Source organism: Collinsella sp. SGI.184 (assembly GCF_050313415.1).
Taxonomy (GTDB): Bacteria; Actinomycetota; Coriobacteriia; order Coriobacteriales; family Coriobacteriaceae; genus Collinsella.
The window spans coordinates 82,964-104,941 of sequence record NZ_JBNPLJ010000006.1; the positions used below are offsets into that span (position 1 = coordinate 82,964).

Consider the following 21,978-nt stretch of genomic DNA (forward strand, 5'->3'; position numbering starts at 1 on the left):
GGAGTAGTACCGGTTGTTGCTGTAACTTGAAGATTAGGGCTACGGGGCGGCTCGCAGGGGTGCGGGCCGCCCCGTTTTTGTGCGGCGGCAGGACCCGCAGGCACTCCATTAAACGCTCACGCTCATAGCACGAACGTTGAGCAACATTACGTTTGCCGATGGCTATTAAAAAATGTCCGTATGTGGTAGTAGCATCAAAAAAGAGGGGTCCCGAATGGAACCCCTCTGGCAAGTCAAATTGTCCCCTACGGGACGCCTTCCAAGGAAGGCATTTTTGGCAAAGCCGTATTTTGACTCGCAGTGTCGATGTAACTGGTAATCGACAAGGCAACTGTAACACAGCGCGGAAGGGCTGGTCGACATGAATTTAAGAAACTACTCTGGCGACTACAATATCGGCCTCGACATGGGAACCGGCTCCGTTGGTTGGGCGGTGACCGATGCCCAGGGCAAGCTTCTGCATTTTAAGAAACAGCCGACGTGGGGCAGTCGTTTGTTCGATAGCGCGCAGCCGGCGTCCGAGGCGCGCGTTCATCGTGGGCAGCGTCGCCGTTACGTGCGCCGTCGTTGGCGCCTCGACTTGTTGCAAAAGCTGTTCGAGCCTGCGATGAGCGAGGTCGATCCGGGCTTTTTCATGCGACTTAACCAGTCGCGGACCATTGAGGGCGATCCGATCTTTACCAAGGACTTCACGAAGGCCGATTACTACGATCGCTTCCCGACCATCTATCATCTGCGCACTTACCTTATGGACACCGATGAGCAGGCCGATCTTCGATTGGTGTATCTCGCAATCCATAACATCGTTAAGCATCGCGGTAACTTCTTGCGCCAGGGGGAGAAGCTGACGGCAAAGACGGCAAAGACATCCGATGCCCTTAAGAATCTCAATGGCGCTCTGAAGGCATGGTGTGAATCGAGAGAATATGAGTTCGCGAAGCTTGATGAACTTTCTGTAGCGAAGATCTTGGCTGATGAGCGATCTTCTCGTTCGCAAAAGGCAAAAGACATTCAGGCGCTTGTAAAAGTGGATACTGCGGATGCGGCTGCGAACAAAAAGCTGGCGAAGGGTTTGTCGAGCGCTGTCGTCGGTCTCCAATGCGAGTTCAAAGATGTGTTTGGCGAGTTTGAGTGCGAGGCAACTAAGCTCGCGCTTTCGGATGACGAGAAGTTAGAAGCGCTGCAGGCCGCATGTCCTGATGACTGCGTGGAGCTTCTTGAGTCCGTTTGCGGTGTTTACTCTGCTTACGTGCTGCAGGGGCTCTTGTCCTATGCTGAGGGCCAGACAATCTCGGTCAACATGATCGAAAAATACAATTGTTACGCGAATGATCTTGATCGACTCAAGACTTTGGTCCACGAATATGCTCCCGGCTCATATGAGTCTTTCTTCCGCGGCGCAACCTATCACGATTCGAACAGCGATGACCCCTCGCGCGACTACGATGCCTCTAAGGCACAGGGTTACACCGCATATGACCTGCATAAACTGTCCTATGATGACTTTGCTAAATCCGTAAAGAAGCTCTTTGCGGGAACGGGTGCGGAGACGGATGAGCGCTATATCGCCATGATGGACGCATTCGACAAACAGCGCTTTTTGCGTCGCCTTAAGACGAGTGATAACGGTGCCATCTACTATCAGCTGCATCTTGAGGAGCTGCAGGCCATTCTCAAAAACCAGGGCCGCTTCTATCCGTTCCTTAAGGACGAGGCTGCAAAGATCGAGAGTCTGGTTACGTTCCGTATCCCGTACTATGTGGGACCGCTGACGCCTAAAAATGCTGCCCAGGACAAACACGGCAACCATCGATTCCAATGGTCCGAGCGTAAGCCCGGCATGGAAGATGCGACGATTACGCCTTGGAACTGGGATACCGTAATCGATAAGAACAAGAGCGCCGAGAACTTTATCATGCGCATGACGGGCGATTGCACGTATCTTGCTGGTGAAAAGGTGCTTCCCAAGCAGTCTCTGCTCTATGAGGAGTTCTGCGTTCTGAATGAACTCAATGGTGTTCGCTGGTCCGAAGATGGTGACGATTGGCAGCGCCTGGATGCCGCGCAGCGCGAAGGCATTGTCCATGAGCTTTTCCATAAAAAACGTCGCGTTACCTACAAGATGATTGCCGACTGGCTGGTAAAAGAGGGCGACGCGACAAATCCGGTTGTCCGCGGTGGCCAGGGTGAGAGCGGTCTTGAATCAAAGATGGGCTCGTACATCTTCTTTGCCAAGGACATCTTTGGCGTGGACGAGTTGAGCCGCGCCGAGTATCCGGTTATCGAAAAGATCATTCTTTGGAACACGTTGTTCGAGGACCGCTCGATCCTTAAGGAAAAACTGCAGGATGAGTTTGGCCCCAGTGGCAACGGAATGCTCGATGCCGAGCAGATTAAAAAGATCTGCAAAAAGCGCCTGACTGGTTGGGGACGTTTGTCAGAGAAGTTCCTGACGGGTATTAGGATTGATACGCAAGCCGGTCGCTCTATGAGCATCATGGACGTGCTGCGAGAGGGAAACCCCAGCTCCGAGCGTCGCCTGGGCGAGACCATGGTGATGATGGAGATTCTCCACGACAACACACTGGGCTTCCAGGAAAAAGTGGATGAGCACAATCGCAAATACTATGCCGAACATGAGAAGACTCTAGGCGTAAATGAGCTTCCCGGATCTCCGGCGATTCGTCGCAGCCTGAATCAAGCGATTCGCATTGTTGACGAAATCGCAAGGATTGCGGGGCACGCGCCGGCTAACGTTTTTGTTGAGGTGACTCGCGACGAGGACGAAAAGAAAAAGGGCAAGCGGACTACGAAGCGCTGGGACGCCATCGAGGACGCTCTCAAGGCGTTTAAGGCCGAGGGCGGCAACCTGGCTGTTATGGACGATTTTAAAGAGCTCAAGGCAGCCAATGTAGACCTTGACGAGCGCCTGACCCTCTATTTGATGCAGAACGGAAAATGCCTGTATTCCGGCCGCGCTATCGATCTCAATAAACTTATGGCGGGCTCGGGCGAGTATGAGGTCGACCATATCATTCCGCGTGCCTACATTAAGGACGACAGTCTCGAAAACAAGGCGCTGGTGTATCGCGAGGAAAATCAGCACAAGACCGACCAGCTTTTGATTGATAAGAGCATTCGCTGGAAGATGGGCGAGACGTGGAAACAGCTGCATCAGGCGAAGCTCATTGGCGATAAAAAGTATCGCAACCTGCTGCGTTCTTCCATAAACGAGAACGCTATGAAGGGCTTTGTCGCGCGTCAGCTCGTGGAGACGAGCCAGATGGTTAAGATGGCGCAGGCGTTGCTTGAGGCACGTTATGCCGATGAGGGGACGAAGATCGTTCCCGTTAAGGCGAGCGTGTCGCACAACCTTCGTGAGGCGGCCGGCTTGGTCAAATGCCGCGAAGCCAACGATTTTCATCATGCGCACGATGCCTATCTGGCATGCCGCTTGGGGCTGTTTATTCAGATGCGCCACCCCGGAATGTATGAGAACCCCATTGGCTACTCGCATGTGATTAAGAAATACGTGCGCGAGCAGTCCGAGCTGTTTAAGAAAACCCATCGCATGCCTGGATCTGCCGGATTTGTCGTCAATAGTTTTATGACTGCGGGTTTTGACCCCGAGACGGGCGAGGTCTTTGACGATGCCTGGACCGAGGACGACGAAGTCAAACGTTATAGGGGAAAGTATCTTCCGGACGGTTGGAACGCGGCGGCAGAGGTCGAGGGCATTCGTCGTGCGCTCAACTACCGCCAGTGCTACATCTCGAGGATGCCGCAGGAGGATACGGGCGCGTTCTGGAAGGCAACGATTTACTCGCCGCGTGATCCCAAGATGGGCGCAAAGCTTGAGTTGTCGACCAAACAGGGGCTCGACGCCAAACAATACGGCGGTTTTTCGAGCCAGCAGTTTGCGTATTTCTTTATCTATGAGGCCAAAAAGAAGGGAAAGCCGGTATTCCGGTTCTCTCAGGTTCCCGTGTGGCTTGCGGCGCGCATCGAGGGAGACTCGGCAGCGCTTGGTGAGTATGCGAGGGGACTTGCGGAGAAGGAGGGCCTGGAGTACGTCGGTATCACGAGGTCGAAGATCTACAAGAAACAGCTGATTGAGGTGGATGGAGACCGTTTGATTATTACTGGCGCAAAGGAGGTCAGATCGGGTTCTCAACTGGCGTTTTCGCAGGATGAGATGCTGCTGTTAAATATGTCGAAAACGGATGAAAAGCCAAGCATTCTTCCTTTGCTTGAGGGGTTGGTGAACAAGATTGGTTACGCTGCTGATGCAACTTGTGGAAAGTTGTCCAGGCAGCTTAAGCTCTCTCGGCTGTCTTCCGTGTCGGTGCTCGATGAATCGCAGCAGCGTGAGCTTACGTTTGGCCTAATTCGTATCGAAAACGGTACGGATCGAGTTGTAGACCTCTCTGGAATTGGCGGGCCTGCAAAGGCGGGCGCTATGGTGACGGACATATCAAAACTAATCAACGACCCAGCAATTCCATTCTTTATCGTTGACCAGTCTGTAACGGGCATGTTCGAGAGAAGGACCCGTGTCGGGCTTTAGGAATATCGTCATTTCCAGCCCTTGCAAACTGCAATACAAGGGCGGCTACATGGTTGTCCGTCGCGAGGACGACACGGCGAAGGTCCACCTTTCGGAGATTTCGTCGGTCGTCCTCCAGACCAACCAGGTGTTCATAAGCGCTTATCTGCTCTCGGAGCTTGCCAAGGCAAAGGTCGCGTTTGTCGTTTCTGACGAGAAGTGCGACCCTATTGGGCAATATTTACCACTATACGGAGCACATAACACCAGCAAGCGTATTGCGGAGCAGCTTGAGTGGGGCGAGCCGATCAAAAAGCGCGTATGGCAACGAATCGTGCGCGACAAAATCAAGCATCAGTCTGATGTGCTCCACGCCCGTGCGCGTGAGGAGCAGGGCGAGACGCTCAAGAGCATTGTTGCCGAGGTGCGATCGGGTGATACGACGAATCGCGAAGGACATGCAGCCCGGCTGTATTTCAGCTCTCTGTTTGGTTCGCCCTTCTCGAGGGATGATGACATACCCTTGAACGCTGCTCTCAATTACGGGTATGCGATTTTGCTGTCGAGTGTCAATCGTGAGATTGCGGCGCGCGGATACCTTACGCAAGTGGGGATTTGTCACAGAAATGAGTTTAACCAGTTCAACTTGAGCTGTGATTTTATGGAACCGTTTAGGCCCCTTGTGGACCGTATTGTGTTCGATAACTTTGACGGTGAGTTCTCTAAGGAGACAAAGCTGCTTTTGGTCGACATGCTTAATCAGGGGATCGCATATCGAGGCGGCACGTATCGCGTGGGCTCCGTAATTTCTCTGTATGTTGCCGACTGCCTCAAGGCTCTTGACCGGAAGCTGTCGGTAGATGAGATCGAGTCGTTTGAGGTCGTATGAGTGCCGGGGAAAGGATCAGATATATGAGGCTTGTTGTCTTCTTTGATTTGCCCGTCGATACTCCTGCGCAGAGAAAAGACTACCGGGTGTTCCGCAAGTTTCTTCTTAAAGATGGCTATCTTATGCTCCAGGAATCCGTGTATGCAAAGCTTGTTGTTAATGATGGGGCGGCGGGAAGCGCAGTGCAAAGACTCAGGAAGCATCGCCCGCCAGCTGGCCTTGTACAGGTTTTGCGCGTGACCGAATCTCAGTTTTCGACCATGGAGTACATTACGGGTAACCGCGAGGCTCATGAGGAGATAGACACGATGGAGGAGCTCCTGGTTTTATGAGGCTCGTGTTTTCGGGACTTGAGAACTCGCTGGAGCTAACAGCAGGGGAGACATCGGTTTTGCAAGTCGAGAACTCGGCTCTATTCGCACGGATTGCAGCTTCTTTGCAAAACGGATTGGGGCGCCAGGCGTTGGAGCCTTATTCCCTTTGGAAAGACGATGAGGAGATCAAGCCCGGCAGCGCTCTAATGGTGGTGCCTGATGCGCTGAATCTTCCATGGGATGACCGTTCGTTTGTGACCGCAGTCACCAAGAAGGTAGAGCGCGAGTTCCTCGAAGACGAAGATTTGCGTATGCAAGTGGAAGAGGCTGAACGAGCAATAAAACTGCGTTTGGGTGGATTGAATCTTGGTTTTAATGCCGACTTGGGGTTTGGTTTAGAATGGGATCTGAAGCGCTACCTCAAGTTTTTAGGGTTTGGTGCAGCGCCTCAAGAAGATAAATCGTTCCTTGATAATCTGCTGAATTTTCTTTCATTTGCTCTTGACGCTGGCTGCAGAAAGACAATCGTATTTGTTAATCTCAAAACTTTTTTGACGGAAAATGAGCTGCAAACGCTCTATGACCACGTGTTTTTCCTTAAGTTGAGCCTGTTGCTCCTGGAGAATAAAAAAGATACCATGTCTTACGGACACGAACATAAACTAACGGTTGACCTGCAGTTTTTAGAGCATTGAAAGAACCGACCGGTTAGATTGAACGTCCCGTCGCAGTAGGGAATTTGCTCCAATGGTTTTGGAGCAGTGTCGATCTAACTGGTAATCAAACGACATCGCTTCCATATTCGCGAGGCTCGTGTTTTGGAGCAGTGTCGATCTAACTGGTAATCAAACTGCTCTCGACTACTTGCCCCATGAGTCGCTGTTTTGGAGCAGTGTCGATCTAACTGGTAATCAAACTAAGACATCGCTGCCATATTCGCGAGGCTCGTTTTGGAGCAGTGTCGATCTAACTGGTAATCAAACGACCTCGAGACATATGCACAGGTATACTCGTTTTGGAGCAGTGTCGATCTAACTGGTAATCAAACCGCCAGCGCGATACTGCCTAGGTACGCAATGTTTTGGAGCAGTGTCGATCTAACTGGTAATCAAACGCACGCTCCTGGTCCTCCCCACGGGGTGCGTTTTGGAGCAGTGTCGATCTAACTGGTAATCAAACTCCCAGCGGGAGATAATCACGTCGCAATAGGTTTTGGAGCAGTGTCGATCTAACTGGTAATCAAACCAGACCTCGAGACATATGCACAGGTATACTGTTTTGGAGCAGTGTCGATCTAACTGGTAATCAAACGTTCAAAGCAGATTGTAAAGAGTGCGACGTGTTTTGGAGCAGTGTCGATCTAACTGGTAATCAAACAATTCCGCTGATCGCACCGGCAAGGCCATTGTTTTGGAGCAGTGTCGATCTAACTGGTAATCAAACCGAGAGCATACTTACCGACGTTATCGAGCTGTTTTGGAGCAGTGTCGATCTAACTGGTAATCAAACGAGATTAGGTGAGCATAGGCGCGGGGTGTGTTTTGGAGCAGTGTCGATCTAACTGGTAATCAAACTCCGCTCGCCCTGTATGTTTGGAGTGACCAGTTTTGGAGCAGTGTCGATCTAACTGGTAATCAAACTCCGCCCGCCCTGTCCGTTTGGAGTAACCAGTTTTGGAGCAGTGTCGATCTAACTGGTAATCAAACCTCTCGATTATAGGTTAGGAGCCTAAGTATGTTTTGGAGCAGTGTCGATCTAACTGGTAATCAAACACTTTTTAAAAAATTTTTTCCAAACAAGAGTTTTGGAGCAGTGTCGATCTAACTGGTAATCAAACATAGAACTGACTAACAAAGCCACTGACTATGTTTTGGAGCAGTGTCGATCTAACTGGTAATCAAACACGTCCGGTGCCATATCTCTTTCCTGTGGGTTTTGGAGCAGTGTCGATCTAACTGGTAATCAAACCAGATTCGTATCTGATACTGTGGCAACTACGTTTTGGAGCAGTGTCGATCTAACTGGTAATCAAACAAGAGTGGGCTACTTTAGCTCATAAGCACTAGTTTTGGAGCAGTGTCGATCTAACTGGTAATCAAACCGTATGACAGACAGAAAGAGCTTTGATCTAGTTTTGGAGCAGTGTCGATCTAACTGGTAATCAAACTAATGCCTCGCCGATATAGGCGGAATAATGTTTTGGAGCAGTGTCGATCTAACTGGTAATCAAACCAATTTATTCTAACCAAGAAAGGACCGGTCGTTTTGGAGCAGTGTCGATCTAACTGGTAATCAAACCCGAACATGTTCGGGTTAAACCGAAAAAGGTTTTGGAGCAGTGTCGATCTAACTGGTAATCAAACCGATTTCCCTGACGTGTTCGAGCGTCGTGGTTTTGGAGCAGTGTCGATCTAACTGGTAATCAAACTGACTGATGCCTTGGCGGTCTCACTGGCTTGTTTTGGAGCAGTGTCGATCTAACTGGTAATCAAACATGATACTGAGCAACACGTCCTTGACTTGCGTTTTGGAGCAGTGTCGATCTAACTGGTAATCAAACTTGGATTAGCTGATTCCATTATAGCTAGTGGTTTTGGAGCAGTGTCGATCTAACTGGTAATCAAACCTACCTTGTAGGTATGAGCCTTGATCCACTGTTTTGGAGCAGTGTCGATCTAACTGGTAATCAAACGAGTGATAGACTAGTAACCAACGGGGAGAGGTTTTGGAGCAGTGTCGATCTAACTGGTAATCAAACTTTATCCGCGCTTAATGGGCGCTCTTTCGGGTTTTGGAGCAGTGTCGATCTAACTGGTAATCAAACCCCAAGGTTGTTCAAATACTGTCAACCATTGTTTTGGAGCAGTGTCGATCTAACTGGTAATCAAACGCGCGCAGAGAAGCGCGGCAACCAAACACCGTTTTGGAGCAGTGTCGATCTAACTGGTAATCAAACCAGGCCTCGGCACCGAAAACATCACGGTGAGTTTTGGAGCAGTGTCGATCTAACTGGTAATCAAACCTCGTCGATTTCGTATACGACCTCCTCGCGGTTTTGGAGCAGTGTCGATCTAACTGGTAATCAAACAAAGTAATGCTTTGGAAGGACAACAAATAGTTTTGGAGCAGTGTCGATCTAACTGGTAATCAAACTCTTCGATTAGCTCAGTCATTGCAAGGGATGTTTTGGAGCAGTGTCGATCTAACTGGTAATCAAACTAATCGCATATCGGCTACAATGTTTCACGGTTTTGGAGCAGTGTCGATCTAACTGGTAATCAAACGGGAAGGCGGCGTTACGATGAGGACGAAGGGTTTTGGAGCAGTGTCGATCTAACTGGTAATCAAACCACCAGTCTTGAGGTCGTACACGCCGTTGGGTTTTGGAGCAGTGTCGATCTAACTGGTAATCAAACGGGCGATCTGGTCGCAGCCTGGAACTACTGTTTTGGAGCAGTGTCGATCTAACTGGTAATCAAACCGCTTCAAGCACGCGCCAGCCGACGCAATCGTTTTGGAGCAGTGTCGATCTAACTGGTAATCAAACGAGCGCCAGTACCTGTGTTCGGCTATCTTTGTTTTGGAGCAGTGTCGATCTAACTGGTAATCAAACGAGTTAGGGATGCCGCAGGTGCGGACGGCCGTTTTGGCGCAGTGTCGATCTAACTGGTAATCAAACGCTAAACCCCCCTTTAGCGAAGCCGAAACCGTTTTGGAGCAGTGTCGATCTAACTGGTAATCAAACGCACGCGCTTCGGCAAGGACTCCAAGAAGTGTTTTGGAGTAGTGTCGATCTAACTGGTAATCAAACACCCAATTCGACCCATCAGCCATTCGCATGTTTTGGAGCAGTGTCGATCTAACTGGTGATCAAACTTGGCCTTGAATGCGTCCAACTACTTCTTGTGGTCGTCCGCCTTGCCCGCAGCCTCCTTGAACTCGTCACTCTGCGTCGTGAGCGCGTTTGCACTCTCGGCATGCTCCTCGGATCTGGTCAATCTTCTCCTCCTCGATGCCCATTGCCTTGAGCATCCTGCGTGTGAGTGTCAACTTCTTTCTCCCGTTCTTCGGAGTGGATGACGCGCTGTCGCCCCTTGCCTCGGGACCGGCGCGCGCCGCGTTCCCTCGCGGCGCGGACATTGTCGGCACGGAGTAACGCGGGCGTCAGCCGCCGAGATGCTTCTGCATGATGGCGCGGTATGTCGGTGCGTGGTCCTTTGCCGCCGGCTTGAGGTAGGGCTGCGGCTTCTGGTGCCTCGTTCCCAGTTCGACATATGGCGCGTACTCGACGTTCGTGCCGATGACGGCGCACTTGCCGCCTCCGTCGACGATGTGGGTGGTGGAGTTGCGCAGGCGGCCCGTGTCGACCGGGCAGGCGCGCTTGGCGTAGCCCTCGGCGACGAGGCCGATCTCCTCAAGCGCCGTGGCGAGCGCCTGGTCTATGGCCTCCGCGATGGCCTCGCGGTTGTCCTCGCGCACCTCGACGAGCCCGGAGATGTCGGAAGCGGTCAGGCCCTTGGCGCTGCCGCGCGTGAAGCCCTTGGCGCCCATGCCCTCCGTTACGGCGCCGTTTCGGTCAGTCCACGTGTCGTTCTTGGAGCTCCACTTCTCATTGCCGACCTTTCGCGGCGCGTCCATCAGCCCAGCACCTCCATGCCGTAGCCCACGCGGCCGGACACGTCGACCTCGCACGCCTCGACGGCCCGCGCCGGCACGCCGGGGCTGCCCAGGGTGCAGCCGTCGCCCGGTCCCACCTCGTCGCCTCGCACGGTGCAGATAAGCACGTCGGGCTGGGTGAAGCCGAAGCCGAGCCTGATGGCGCAGTCGGAGCATCTCTTGCATTCGGTTATGGGGTTCATGGGGTCCTCCCTCGTTCGGGAGGATGGTCACGCCGCGGTCACGCGGCATGAAAAAGCCCCGCCGTGGCGGGGCCTCACAGTCAGACGAACGGGGCTATGTCCTTTGCCTCCTTGAGGAACTTCCTCACCTTGGCCATGAAGGAGTTGTCGGTCAGGTACTCGATGCCGCGGGGCGTGATGCAGGCGCCGTCGAGGCCGTAGACGCGGTCGAACGTGTTGTCGACCTCGACCCTAATCGCTCCCGAGATGAATCCGTAGTCGAGCAGGCTGCACAGGATGTAGTGCCAGTACCGCTCGTTCGCGCCTGCGGCGAGGGCGATCTCGTCGAGCCTCTTGGGGTCGACGTCCTCCCCGCCCTTCAGGCACGTATAGAGGTACAGGAGGATGCGGTAGACGATCACGTGGTAGTCGTTCTTAGCCATTGACGCTCCTGACGCCGTGTTCGAGTTCCCAGTCGATGTCGCGTTTCCATGCCTCTTCCCACGTTTTCGGCGGGTTTTCTCGCTCGTCCTCGAGAAGGGCCTCGAGAGCTTCATCAGAAATACCCGCCAACTTAACGGACACGGGCCGGTCGTCGACGCCGAAGGAGCTGTAGTCTATAGCTTTTCCCATTTGATGCCATGGCTCCTTTCGTAGGCCCTCATCACTTCGATGATCGCGTCGTATTCATCAAGCCCCATTTTAACCTTCTCGGAAACCTTCTTGTCGAATGACTTGCCGAGAAATGGCACTTCTCCCACCTTGTAGTAGTAGACCTCTCCGTTGTGCAGGGCGACCAGCCCGCAGCCGTATCCGTTGTATCCCGCTGACGCGAAATCGCTCCCGGTTGGCGGTATGTTCGTCGGATGGTTGTGTACAGATATGAGATCACCGCGGGGGTGGCTGGAAATCGCCCTCTCGACTTCGGCGTTTCTCGCCGTCTCGAACGGCGCTGTGCCGGAGGTGCTCCTCGCGACAACCTTCCCGCTCGACCTGGAGACCAGCACGAGGTCTTCGAGCTCGCTGCCCGAGCGATGGGTCAGCATGGCGACAGCGGACTCATGTAGCGACTTGACGGCATCCCTCGGCATATCAAGCTTCGAGAACTTCGCGGCATAGCCGTCCGACTTCACGATGTCCATGTCGACCTTCGAGCCACGGGCCGAATGCCGCTTCGAGGTGATACCCCTCTCCGTCGCCAGCGCCGTGTCCAGTACCTTCTGCTGGTCGCCGGCGCTCATCTTGCGGAACGAGCCAGGTGGGATGCCGCGCTCTCTGTTTTGGAGCAGTGTCGAGCCAGCTGGAAATCCGGCCCTGCTGCGCGTCACCATAGCGACCTACAGGCCGGGGCCCCGCCGACGAGGTCGCGCGCTACCAGGCGAAGAAGCTCGCGAAGGGCGGCGACGCGGCGTTCGCCAGGGCGTGCGGCGAGTACGCCCGTAACGACGCGCTCCGAAGCCTGAATGAGACGATCATCTCCAACGTGGGCCGCGACAGCGGCAAGGGCGTGCGCTTCGCGCGCGTGCCGACGGGCTTTGAGACCTGCACCTTCTGCATCATGCTCGCGAGCCGCGGCGCGGTCTACCACACGCGCAAGTCCGCCGGCGAGTTCAAGCACTTCCACCGGCACTGCGACTGCAAGGTGGTCCCCGGCTTCGAGGACGACCCGGACGCGGAGCTCGTGGAGGGCGTGAACCCGGAGGAGCTGCGCGACCTGTACGTTCGGTTCAAGGAAATAGACGACTGCGGTCTGCCGAGGATTCAGGAGGATGCACTCAAGCATGCATGCCTCGATCGGTTCGCTGCCCAGTCCGGCAGACAGCGGATACCTTCGTCTGAGCTTTCCGAGATATTCGAGGCGGCAAGAAGAGACGCTTGGAATAGGTTTGCGAGGGAGAAAACCGAACAGAACTACGAAGCGACTTTCGGGGAGTTTGTGCGGCTCCTTGGTGGGCAGTACGGGGCGACATGGGAATGCGGCTCGATTAGGAATATCGGGGGGACGGCTGTATATGCCAACCCAAATGGCGATGAGCTCTGGGTCGCAGCCAAGATTTCGCCCTATGAGCGCTTCATAAAGTTTCTTCCGTCAGATCAGGATGTCGTCCCTGATATCCAGACATCGTTGGGTTATGCCGAAATTAAATGTCCAACTTCGGCTAAAAAATCTCCGCAAGGCTTCGCCACGCAAAGGCTCAGCTTGAGGCGGTGGGCTCCGGGGAGAAGGTGACTTATCTTGGATTGCAAAAGGTCAATGATGTTGACCGTGCCCGCGCAATCGCCGCGGACATGCAGTCGGGAGGGACGGCCGTGAACGTCTGGTGCATTCTGCCTGACGGCCAAGTCGCACGTCCATAGAAAAAGCGCCCGCGGCCTCGGTTCCTCACCCAGGTCTAGGCGCTCTTTTTAAGATTATTCTACCACATCGACCGCGGATTAAACTGCGGGCCACATCTTACCGGGGCGTGGCGGAATGGCAGACGCGCGTGCCTCAGGAGCACGTGGACATCGCCCGTGCGGGTTCGAGTCCCGCCGCCCCGGCCAAAACGTTGAAGCAGGCCATCCGCACGGGTGGCCTTTTTCATGCCTAAAAGCGCCCCGCACGGGGCAAGACGATGCCCCGCACGGGGCGGAAATGGAGGGAGTGTGGCCCAGGAGACCACGCCCACCGAGACCAAGCCGACCGAACCTGCACAGGGCGGAGGCGCCGGTCAGGAGCCCGACTACAAGGCGCTCTACGAGAACGCGCTGAAGGAGTCGCGCAAAGACTCTCGCAGCCTCACGCAACATCGACCTCTCCGCGATGCCTTCTGGCTTGTTTCTGCTGCCGCCGCGCCCTAAAACAGGCAGCTCTCAATCAGATCCTTCCCTCGTAGAGTGTCGATCCACTCCCGTGGAATTGCCTCGATACCGTAGGCCGTGCCGGCGAGGGCGCCTGCGACGGCTGCAGTGGTGTCGGTGTCGTCGCCCAGGTTGACGGCGGCAAGCACGCAGTCTTCGTAGCTGCTGGTGTTGACGAAGCACCAGGTGGCTGCCTTAAGCGTGTCGCGCACGAAGCCGCCGGATCTGATTTCGTGCTCGGGTACATCTTTCAGACAGAGTGCCCATTCGGGGAGCGCGCCGTCCATCGCGGACCTCAACAGCTCGATGAACGTGACGCATGACTCGGTCGACGTTCTGTGAGCGTGCGTTATCGCGGAGATCTCACGGATCTCTTCGTCCGTCGCGTCGACAAACGCCAGGGGAGCGATGCGCATGAGCGATCCGTTGCCGTTGTCGCGCTCGCCGGAGCCTCCTTTGCCGGTGCGCAGGGCTCGAGCGGTCGTGCCGCCGTAATCGAAAACGCCGTCAATCGTATACTCGCCACGGGCAATCCAGCCTACGAACTTGTCGCGCATGTCTGCGGTGTCGATATGCTCGAGCTCCCTAATCGAGTCACAGGTAGCAAGCGTCATAGATGTGTCGTCGCTCCAGGTGCCGGCGGGTTGCCCATGCGTGCCATAGCCAATCATGTCGGTGCATTTGAACGTGCCGCGAGGCATAAACTCGTAGGGAACGCCCAGTGCGTCGCCAACGGCAAGTCCGTAGATGCAGTCGCGCAGTGTTGTTTTCGGTCTGTCTGTCATGGAAAACTCCTCTTGCACTTCGGATTGGAGATGCGCGGCGATCAGCGGCAATATGTCCAGCTCGATTCGCGATGCAGTGCGTCGCGAATCGAGAGAACACAATGGTCAATATGTCAAAATGGTATGCATAGACGTCTCTTTACACGGCAACAGGCATTTCTTTTGGGCGTCCTGCCTTTGGTGCATCGGCGAGTCGTGCCTCGATGGAAGCTTTGGACACCATGCGCTTGGTGCCATCCTTCCATGAATCCAACAGTCCTGCATTTATCAGTTGCGATACCCGTGCTGAGCTAACACCGAGCATACGAGCGGCATCCGCTGCGGTGACGGTGGGGATGTCGCCGAGTTCGCGACTGACGGCCACGGCAATAATCTTGCCACCGTGCTGCGGCTCGTGGCCAAAGTCCGGCGCAGGCAGGTCGACGCCGCCCATTAGGTGGTCATCGACCATGCATGCGAGAAAATCAGCGGCGCTTTCGACAGCGTCGTTTAGGCCGGATCCGAACGTTCCGCTTCCGCCCAGCGAGCCACATGGCACGGCATCGACCATGCCGTCCGAATCAAAGAACTCGGATTCCCATACGTAAACCATGTAAGACCTCCTCCGATGCCGGCGATTTGAGGAACATCCTAAGAGCTCACCAAGCGCATCAAACACCTTTATTGATTCTAGTTTGAAGCCTCGTGCGGACACGATTTTGGTGCTCCGCGCACGACCGCGAAAAGGGTTTGCGGTGACTAAAATGTGGCCATAGAGGCAGTTTTAGCGAACCCCGCGGGAGCGACACGCATGGATAACAACACTTTGCTGTTCCAGGACAAAGGTTCGGGTAGGTTTAAAGACGTTAAGATCTACCCCAACCGTATTGAGGTGCTCAAGAAGGGCACTTTCGGCGGCAAGCACACCGAGATTGTCTATCTTAAGGACATTACGGGCGTCAATAGAATCAAAGGCCGCGATGTTTTCCTACGTAACAGGCTGTTGACTGCTTGTGTCTTTAGCCTGAGCAGCCGCTCCCAGGCCCAGGAATTTGTGAACGCGCTGAACATGGTGATGTAGCATATGGCGGCGTTCGGGCCACGGTAAAAATCGGGGGCGCAGAACGGTATCCTGCGCCCCCGATTGAGTCGATGTGTCCAAACGGTCGGCTTGCCTATTCGCTAGCGCCTTCGCTGTCTTCGCGGTCGTTGACAAGCATTGCTGCGCCGGCGACCGTTGTAGCTATGGCGGCGGCAGCGAGCCCGGCGGCAATGCCAGAGCCGTCGCCCGTGTCGGCGAGCTTTCCGCCCGAGCCCTTGCCCTTGTTGCCCTTACCGTTCTTGTTCGCGCTGCCCGCGTTGGCGCCGGCGCCGCCTGCACTGTCCGAGGCCGCTACGGTAAAGCTTGCGGCTCCGTCGCTGGCGAGCGTGTAGTTCTGCGCCGCGTCGCCCAACAGGTCTTTTTTCGCACGCACCCAGTACGTTCCCGCGGCAAATGCCTCACCCTCGGCCATCGCCGTTCCCGGAGCGCCGTTTGCATCGTGCATAAACTCGAGTTGGGCGGTGCAGGCATCGTTTTCGAGCTTGCCCTCGAGTGACGCCGTAATCTTGGCGCGCACGTCCTCGCCGGCCTTAAGGCCCTCGAGCCCCTTAAAATGGGGTGTCAACGCGCGCGGATCGATATCGATGGGCACGGAGCCCCGCAGCGCCGTAACGGTCTCGTTGCCCAAGGCGTCGACATCCACATATACGATTTCAAACACATGGCCCGAAGCCGCCACGTTGAGTACGTTGCTGCTGTCGACGAGGCGGAAATAGCCCTTGCCAACGGTCTTGCCATCCTGGAGCGAGGCATCGCTCGGCGAGTCGCCGTACGTCATGCGCATGCGGGTCGGGAGGTGGTACGAAGCCGTCTGCTTGTGCTCCGTATTGTAATTGCGCTGATAGATGCTCCGGGCCAGCGCCGCATCAACAAAGTCGGATGCGATGATGCCAATGTGCTTGAGGTAATCTGGCTCTGTTTCCTCGGTGCCGTCGGGATTGATGTACGGGCTCTTGTACAGATGCTCGTTGACCACTCGCGCTGCGGTAAAAGGGTTGTTTTGCGTGCAGCTGGTGTAGTTGATAGACCAGCAGCGCTCCGTTGCCTGCATCGTTGTTTCATCCGCGGCAGTGATATCTACGGTGTTGCGCTTGAGTTCGGACGCTGCCTTCAGGGCGCTATCGACCCATGCTATCTTACTGGATCCCGTGCAGCTGTAATGGTCTTGGGCATATACCTTTGTGCAATAGGGCTCTATGTTGCCCGCATTGCCCGTAGCCTCAAAGCCTTGCGCGTCTTTGACGAGACACATAGAGGAGCTGTCTGAGTGTGCTGCGATTTTGTCGTCCCATTCGGTGAGGTCGAGACCCCACGTGCGGCCGTTTGCGCTGCTGCCGGCGAGTCCAAATCGACGCAGCAGGACGATCTTTCCGCGCGCCTCGCCCAGTGTGGGAACGTGGCTCGACGTGTAGAACAGATTGGGATTATCGTCCATAACCTTGGCGAAAGCCGTCGTAGCACTTTCGTCGGTGGCTTCGTTGTTGCCTCGTGACACAAGCATGATGAGCGCTTCTGACGAGTGTTCGTTCAAAAATGTTTTGAAGTAACCGATGACATCGGAGAGCTGCATATAGTGCCCGTCTTTTTTGAACAGGTAGCCTCTTCCATGGACGATTCCGGGGTCGTCGTGCTCGTTGTTCCCTCCAAGTCGGATATCAAAATAGCGAATGCCTTCGAGCAACTGCGTGGGTATGTAATCCTGCTGGCACTTTACAAGCGAGGTTTGGGGCTCGGTGTCGTTGTCGACGCTGCAGGTACTCGAATCGTGAGTTCCCGGGATGCTCAGCTCGTCGAGGTACTTGTTGTCGTCGACGTGGCTCATCCAACATGGTCCGTCGATGTAGCTGCTATACGTGGTCCAGTCGATGCTGCTAACTGTGGCATTGGTCTCGCCCATGTCGTAACCGACAAGTTCGAGTTCCCACGGAATGCTCGTCCTCTTGTGGCAGATCTTGTTGTCGTCTTGGTCTTTGCCGTCCTTTTCTATGGCCAGGTAATTAAAGTCTTTGTCCTCGTTTGTGCGGTCTCGGATGATGTAGGTTCCGTCTTGCTGGCGGTCGAACGCAAAAGAGCGGCTGGGCTTGTCGTCATGCTCGCCACTCCATACGTGGATGACCTTTCCATCTTCGTCCGAGTCGCCATCGACCGACCAAATGCTGTAGCCCGTCTTCTTGTGCTCTTCGAAATTGAGCAGGGTGCGGATGGCATACCATTTTGTATTATCTGTATCGGTCGCTACGTGCTCAAGGATGAGCTTGCTGGACGTGCCGTCATTAAATAGGTGGCAGACGTTGCCGATGACGTTGCCGTCTTCGTTGACGCTCGCGGTGCGAAAATAGCCCGCGGGGCGAAGGCGAATGACGAACTTGTCGAGGCTGGCCGCTGGATCGGCCGTGCCGTCCGCAAAGGCTGTCCGCGGACTAATGCCCAGCATGGCGGTTTCGGGCAGGCTTGCCAGAGGCGACAACGCTGCAAGTCCAAGGCCCAGCGTAAACGCTCGGCGACTGATGGCGTGATGTTCGGTCATAAATCCTCCATTCGCAGGGTGCGGCTGCGCGCTCGTTGTGGTCACTATACTGCCCAGACGTTTAAAGAAGCCGGTTTAATTGTCTGCGCGGCGCAATAAATCGGCGGGCGGACGTGTGAACTGCACCCCAAAACTTGGACGGCTTAAATAAGAACTACGCCGCAAGGGGCTGGTTCCGGCATCCTCGCGTTCGTCGGCTACCGGCATAAGAAAGTTTTTCATGATCGTGTCTCCTCATCTGTAACCGTGCATGGATTATCTGCCTTTACTGTACGCGCGGGCGGCTCGCGCGGGTGGGCCATGTGTCCCATGCTTGCGGTGCCGACGCCTATCGTGTGTCATAGAAATCCGCGATGGCCAGGTTCGCTGACGCTCATGTGCTTATGGGCTAGACTTAGCACCATTACTTGATCGATACAGTTGGCCGGCGGTTGCCGCCCGACCGATCTATATGACTTGAAGGTGCGTGCGTATGAGCCAAGAGATGATGGATAAAACCTGTCGCGGATTTGCCGAGGCACTTGCCGCGCGCGAGCCGGTTCCCGGCGGCGGTAGCGCGAGCGCCTTTGTGGGCGCGCTGGGCGCCTCGCTTTGCGGGATGGTCGCGCGCTACGGGGCGACGAACCCTGCGCTTGCCGATCGAGCGGACGATTTGGCGCACGCGTTTGCCCGGGCGGATGAGTTGGCGCAGGAACTTGTGGACCTGGTCGCCGAGGACGTTCGTGCCTACGGGCAGGTGTCCGCGGCGTACGGTATTCCGCGTGACGATCCGGCTCGACCGGCTGCGATTCAGGATGCGCTGCACGTGGCGGCTATGCCACCGTATCGCATTATGGATGCCTGCGGGCGCGCGCTGGCGCTGCTCGAGGACATGGCGGACAAGGGGTCGCGCCAGCTGCTGTCCGACGTTGCCTGCGGCGCCGTGTTCTGCCGCGCCGCCATGCAGGGTGCGAGCCTGACGCTCTTTGCCAACACCACATCTATGAAAGACCGGGCGCGCGCCGAGGAACTCGAGGCGGCGTGCGATGATCTGTTGGATACGTGGCTGCCGCGCGCCGATGCGCTGGCGCGCCGCGCCGCCGACGCCGCTAGGAAGAGGGGATAGCCATGGCAGAGCTGCTCAAAGGCGCTCCCGTTGCCCGTGCCTTGACCGAGGAACTCGCTGCTCGCTGCGCCGTCCTGCGCGAACGCGGCGTTGTGCCGACGCTGGCCATCGTTCGTGTGGGCGAGCGCGAGGACGATCTATCGTACGAGCGCGGCGCCCTCAAGCGCTGTGAGAAGGCTGGCATTGAGGCTCGCCGCGTTTTGCTTCCCGCCGATGCTTCGCAGGATGAGCTGCTGGCGGCTATTAAGGACATCAATGCCGACCCCGCCGTTCATGGGTGCCTAGTGTTTCGCCCGCTGCCCGCTGGGCTTGACGAGGATGCGGTTGCCGCGGCACTCGATCCCGCCAAGGATGTCGACTCCATGACGCCGGCTTCGCTGCTTACCACGCTTTCGGGGCGAGGCGAGGGCTTTGCTCCTTGCACGGCCGAGGCCGTGTTGGCGTTGCTGGACCATTACGGCTTTGAGCTGGATGGGGCCAAAGTCGCGGTCGTCGGTCGGTCTCTGGTGATTGGCCGTCCCGTTGCCGCCATGTTTACGGCTCGCAATGCCACGGTGACGACGTGCCATACGCACACGCGCGACCTTGCTGCCGAGTGTCGTGCGGCTGATGTAGTGGTTGCGGCCGTTGGACGCGCGCGCACGATTGGCGCGGATGCGGTTCGCGAGGGCCAGACGATCATCGATGTGGGCATTAACTGGGACGAGGCCGCTGGCAAGCTGGTCGGGGACGTCGATTTTGATGCTGCGGAGCCGATCGTTGGCGCCATCACACCCGTGCCGGGCGGCGTGGGGGCTGTGACCACCGCGATTCTCGCCAAACACGTGATCGAAGCGGCCGAGCGCACATCGAAATAGGCTTTTGACCACGGGGGCTGCCGAGGCCGTGGTTTCGCCCTTTTTGCACCGAAGCGATACACTGTTGCCGTTTGATTTTTTCGCTCAAGGAGGATGCGCATGCCGTGCACAACGATTTTGGTCGGTAAGAACGCGAGCTATGACGGGTCGACGCTGGTTGCCCGCAACGAGGACTCGCCCAATGGGGTATTTGAGCCCAAGCGCATGCGCGTAGTGCATCCCGACGAGCAGCCGCGTGTCTACACGAGTGTCCTGAGCCACCTGACCGTTGAGCTGCCCGACAATCCCATGCGTTACACAAGCGTCCCCGACGTTGTCCCGGGTCATGGCATTTGGGCCGAGGCCGGTTTCAACGAGCTCAATGTTGGCATGTCCGCAACCGAGACGCTCACCACCAACGAGCGCGTCCGCGGCGCCGATCCGCTCGTGGACTGCGTGCCCGCCAAGGGTAACGAGGGCGAGGACGGCTATGTGCCGGCGCAGCCCGGCGGTTTGGGCGAGGAGGACATGGTGACCCTGGTGCTGCCATACGCCAAATCCGCCCGCGACGGCGTGCGCATTCTGGGCGACCTGCTCGAGCGCTACGGCACCTACGAGAACAACGGCATCGCTTTTAGTGACGTTGACGAGATCTGGTGGCTCGAGACCATCGGCGGCCACCACTGGATCGCCAAGCGCGTACCCGACGACGCCTATGTGACCATGCCCAACCAGCTGGGTATCGACAGCTTTGACTTGGACGACGCCGAGGGCGCGCAGGTCGACCACATGTGCTCGGCCGACCTGCGCTCCTGGATGGCCGAGTGGCATCTGGACCTGACGCTGGGCGTTAAGGGCGACGGTCCCGCCGCGGTCTTTAACCCGCGCGAGGCCTTTGGCTCGCATAGCGACAGCGACCACGTCTACAACACACCGCGCGCCTGGTACATGCAACGCTGCCTCAACCCCAGCGATGTGTGGGACGGTCCCGACGCCGACTACACGCCCGAGAGCGACGACATTCCCTGGAGTCGCGTGCCCGAGCGCAAGGTGACCCTCGAGGACATCAAGTACGTGCTTTCGAGCCACTACCAGGGCACGGAGTACGACTGCTACGGCAGCAAGGGTACGCCCGCCACGCGCGGCGCCTATCGTCCCATCGGCATCAACCGCAACAGCCAGCTCGCCGTGCTGCAGCTGCGCCCCTATGCGCAGCCGGCGTATCGCGCCGTGCAGTGGATGGCGTTTGGCTCTAACTCGTTTAACGCGCTTGTGCCGCTGTACGCCAATGTCGAGACCATGCCCGAGTACTATGCCGACACGCAGGCTCGCGTGACGTCCGAGAATTTCTATTGGGCGAATCGCCTGATTGGCGCCTTGGCCGATGTCCGCTTCCATGAGTGCGGTCGCGCGGTCGAGGATTATCAGGAGAAGGTCGGCGGCATGGGCCACAAGCAGATTCACGACGTCGACGCCGTTGTCGCCGTACTGCCCGAGGCCGAGGTGCCCGCCGAGCTCGCCCGCGCCAACGAGGCCTTTGCCGAGCTTGTGCGCGTGGAGACCGATGCCCTGTTGGGCAAGGTGCTCTACACCACGAGCTGTGCCATGAAGAATTCCTTCGCGATGAACGATAACGTAAGGTAAAGATAACCTTGCAACGAGCGAGCGGGGCAAACGCCGTCAAAGGCTTTGCCTCGCTCGATTTCTATCCCGGTGACAAACGATTTTGTGTCGTTTGCTCAATCTTGGGTACAAGTAGGCCAATGAAGTTGTTCACGATTGGAGCCAACCATGGTTATGAAATTCGATCAGCTTGTTAACGGTGCCATCAACGTGGGCTTCGGCGCCGCCGCCGTTGCCGTCGAGGGCGGCAAGAAGGTCCTCGACGACCTCAATGCCAAGGGCGAGCAGGTGCGCAAGGACGCCGGCACCCCCGATGTCGCCCGCAGCGTGTCCGACATGTTCGAGCAGGCCGGCGGCACCATCTCCGACCTGACCGAGCGCCTGGGCATGCAGGGCGAGACTGCGGCCCAGCGCGTGCTCGACGAGCTCATCCTCGCCCGCGTGCGCGTCATGACCGCCCCCGAGCGCACGGCCTTTTTGGCCCATGTGCGCGACATCGTCGATTCGGTCGAGGACAACGTGACCTCGGTGCCCGTCGAGTCCGTTGAGCCCGACGATGCAGAGGACGCCGAAGAGGCCGAGTAGCAGCGCAG

At 56.4% G+C, this 21,978-nt stretch carries 20 protein-coding genes, 1 tRNA gene and 1 CRISPR repeat array; of the genes, 12 read left to right on the forward strand and 9 right to left on the reverse strand.

The annotated features are described in order from the left end of the window. Positions 1 to 361 precede the first annotated feature (361 nt). The 4 genes from cas9 to csn2 are packed head-to-tail and all read left to right on the forward strand — an operon-like array spanning position 362 to position 6,444. Positions 362 to 4,567: a type II CRISPR RNA-guided endonuclease Cas9 gene (gene cas9 / locus ACQRAJ_RS03480; RefSeq protein WP_427747734.1), complete on the forward strand. Its 4,206-nt coding sequence runs from the start codon at positions 362 to 364 to the stop codon at positions 4,565 to 4,567. Further along, entirely contained in the window at positions 4,554 to 5,435 is an 882-nt protein-coding gene (gene cas1, locus ACQRAJ_RS03485; RefSeq protein WP_427727474.1) for a type II CRISPR-associated endonuclease Cas1, read from the forward strand. The genes cas9 and cas1 overlap by 14 nt, the downstream gene beginning before the upstream one ends. A gap of 23 nt (positions 5,436 to 5,458) precedes the next feature. Beyond that, complete coding sequence (cas2, locus tag ACQRAJ_RS03490; RefSeq protein ID WP_154515878.1) at positions 5,459 to 5,767, forward strand: CRISPR-associated endonuclease Cas2; 309 nt, start codon at positions 5,459 to 5,461, stop codon at positions 5,765 to 5,767. Further along, a complete protein-coding gene (gene csn2 / locus ACQRAJ_RS03495) occupies positions 5,764 to 6,444 on the forward strand; it encodes a type II-A CRISPR-associated protein Csn2 (RefSeq protein WP_427727477.1) in 681 nt (226 codons plus the stop codon). Before cas2 ends, csn2 begins: the two co-directional genes overlap by 4 nt. Positions 6,445 to 6,499: 55 nt before the next feature. After that, positions 6,500 to 9,625: a CRISPR direct-repeat array (repeat unit 36 nt; unit sequence GTTTTGGAGCAGTGTCGATCTAACTGGTAATCAAAC). A 288-nt stretch (positions 9,626 to 9,913) separates the two neighbouring features. Here the strand turns inward: csn2 and ACQRAJ_RS03500 are convergent. The 5 genes from ACQRAJ_RS03500 to ACQRAJ_RS03520 form a co-directional block, all read right to left on the reverse strand. Beyond that, positions 9,914 to 10,387 carry an HK97-gp10 family putative phage morphogenesis protein gene (locus tag ACQRAJ_RS03500; protein WP_427727480.1) on the reverse strand — a complete coding sequence of 158 codons (474 nt, stop codon included), beginning with the start codon at positions 10,385 to 10,387 and terminating at the stop codon, positions 9,914 to 9,916. Then, a complete protein-coding gene (locus ACQRAJ_RS03505; protein ID WP_427727483.1) occupies positions 10,387 to 10,608 on the reverse strand; it encodes a hypothetical protein in 222 nt (73 codons plus the stop codon). The genes ACQRAJ_RS03500 and ACQRAJ_RS03505 overlap by 1 nt, the downstream gene beginning before the upstream one ends. A gap of 80 nt (positions 10,609 to 10,688) precedes the next feature. Further along, positions 10,689 to 11,030, reverse strand: a complete 342-nt coding sequence (locus ACQRAJ_RS03510) for a YjcQ family protein (protein ID WP_427727486.1) — start codon at positions 11,028 to 11,030, stop codon at positions 10,689 to 10,691. Continuing rightward, positions 11,023 to 11,220: a hypothetical protein gene (locus tag ACQRAJ_RS03515; RefSeq protein WP_427727488.1), complete on the reverse strand. Its 198-nt coding sequence runs from the start codon at positions 11,218 to 11,220 to the stop codon at positions 11,023 to 11,025. The genes ACQRAJ_RS03510 and ACQRAJ_RS03515 overlap by 8 nt, the downstream gene beginning before the upstream one ends. Then, complete coding sequence (locus tag ACQRAJ_RS03520; protein ID WP_427727491.1) at positions 11,205 to 11,918, reverse strand: hypothetical protein; 714 nt, start codon at positions 11,916 to 11,918, stop codon at positions 11,205 to 11,207. The genes ACQRAJ_RS03515 and ACQRAJ_RS03520 overlap by 16 nt, the downstream gene beginning before the upstream one ends. Before the next feature lie 152 nt (positions 11,919 to 12,070). Here ACQRAJ_RS03520 and ACQRAJ_RS03525 point away from each other — a divergent pair, with 152 nt between their 5' ends. From ACQRAJ_RS03525 to ACQRAJ_RS03535, 3 genes are all read left to right on the forward strand, one after another. After that, complete coding sequence (locus tag ACQRAJ_RS03525; RefSeq protein WP_427727493.1) at positions 12,071 to 12,817, forward strand: hypothetical protein; 747 nt, start codon at positions 12,071 to 12,073, stop codon at positions 12,815 to 12,817. Between the two features lie 229 nt (positions 12,818 to 13,046). Next, positions 13,047 to 13,131 (forward strand) — tRNA-Leu (locus tag ACQRAJ_RS03530). Between the two features lie 102 nt (positions 13,132 to 13,233). After that, positions 13,234 to 13,428 carry a hypothetical protein gene (locus ACQRAJ_RS03535; RefSeq protein ID WP_427727495.1) on the forward strand — a complete coding sequence of 65 codons (195 nt, stop codon included), beginning with the start codon at positions 13,234 to 13,236 and terminating at the stop codon, positions 13,426 to 13,428. Here ACQRAJ_RS03535 and ACQRAJ_RS03540 read toward each other — a convergent pair. Continuing rightward, complete coding sequence (locus tag ACQRAJ_RS03540) at positions 13,425 to 14,213, reverse strand: ADP-ribosylglycohydrolase family protein (protein ID WP_427727497.1); 789 nt, start codon at positions 14,211 to 14,213, stop codon at positions 13,425 to 13,427. The genes ACQRAJ_RS03535 and ACQRAJ_RS03540 overlap by 4 nt on opposite strands. A 139-nt stretch (positions 14,214 to 14,352) precedes the next feature. Continuing rightward, positions 14,353 to 14,805: a helix-turn-helix domain-containing protein gene (locus ACQRAJ_RS03545; protein WP_427727500.1), complete on the reverse strand. Its 453-nt coding sequence runs from the start codon at positions 14,803 to 14,805 to the stop codon at positions 14,353 to 14,355. Positions 14,806 to 15,003: 198 nt separating this feature from the next. On the opposite strand from ACQRAJ_RS03545, the gene ACQRAJ_RS03550 reads away from it, so the two are divergent. After that, positions 15,004 to 15,273 carry a hypothetical protein gene (locus ACQRAJ_RS03550; protein WP_373116800.1) on the forward strand — a complete coding sequence of 90 codons (270 nt, stop codon included), beginning with the start codon at positions 15,004 to 15,006 and terminating at the stop codon, positions 15,271 to 15,273. Between the two features lie 94 nt (positions 15,274 to 15,367). On the opposite strand, the gene ACQRAJ_RS03555 is transcribed toward ACQRAJ_RS03550, so the two are convergent. After that, entirely contained in the window at positions 15,368 to 17,821 is a 2,454-nt protein-coding gene (locus tag ACQRAJ_RS03555; protein WP_427727503.1) for a phosphatidylinositol-specific phospholipase C, read from the reverse strand. 75 nt (positions 17,822 to 17,896) lie between these two features. Continuing rightward, positions 17,897 to 18,043 carry a hypothetical protein gene (locus ACQRAJ_RS03560; RefSeq protein ID WP_427747735.1) on the reverse strand — a complete coding sequence of 49 codons (147 nt, stop codon included), beginning with the start codon at positions 18,041 to 18,043 and terminating at the stop codon, positions 17,897 to 17,899. Between the two features lie 250 nt (positions 18,044 to 18,293). On the opposite strand from ACQRAJ_RS03560, the gene ACQRAJ_RS03565 reads away from it, so the two are divergent. From ACQRAJ_RS03565 to ACQRAJ_RS03580, 4 genes are all read left to right on the forward strand, one after another. Further along, entirely contained in the window at positions 18,294 to 18,926 is a 633-nt protein-coding gene (locus ACQRAJ_RS03565) for a cyclodeaminase/cyclohydrolase family protein (RefSeq protein ID WP_427727505.1), read from the forward strand. 2 nt (positions 18,927 to 18,928) lie between these two features. Next, the gene (locus ACQRAJ_RS03570) at positions 18,929 to 19,783 is read left to right on the forward strand and encodes a bifunctional 5,10-methylenetetrahydrofolate dehydrogenase/5,10-methenyltetrahydrofolate cyclohydrolase (RefSeq protein WP_427727508.1); all 855 of its coding nucleotides are present in this window, start codon (positions 18,929 to 18,931) and stop codon (positions 19,781 to 19,783) included. Between the two features lie 99 nt (positions 19,784 to 19,882). Next, entirely contained in the window at positions 19,883 to 21,406 is a 1,524-nt protein-coding gene (locus tag ACQRAJ_RS03575; RefSeq protein ID WP_427747736.1) for a C69 family dipeptidase, read from the forward strand. A gap of 153 nt (positions 21,407 to 21,559) precedes the next feature. After that, the gene (locus ACQRAJ_RS03580) at positions 21,560 to 21,970 is read left to right on the forward strand and encodes a hypothetical protein (protein ID WP_427747737.1); all 411 of its coding nucleotides are present in this window, start codon (positions 21,560 to 21,562) and stop codon (positions 21,968 to 21,970) included. Positions 21,971 to 21,978: the final 8 nt, after the last annotated feature.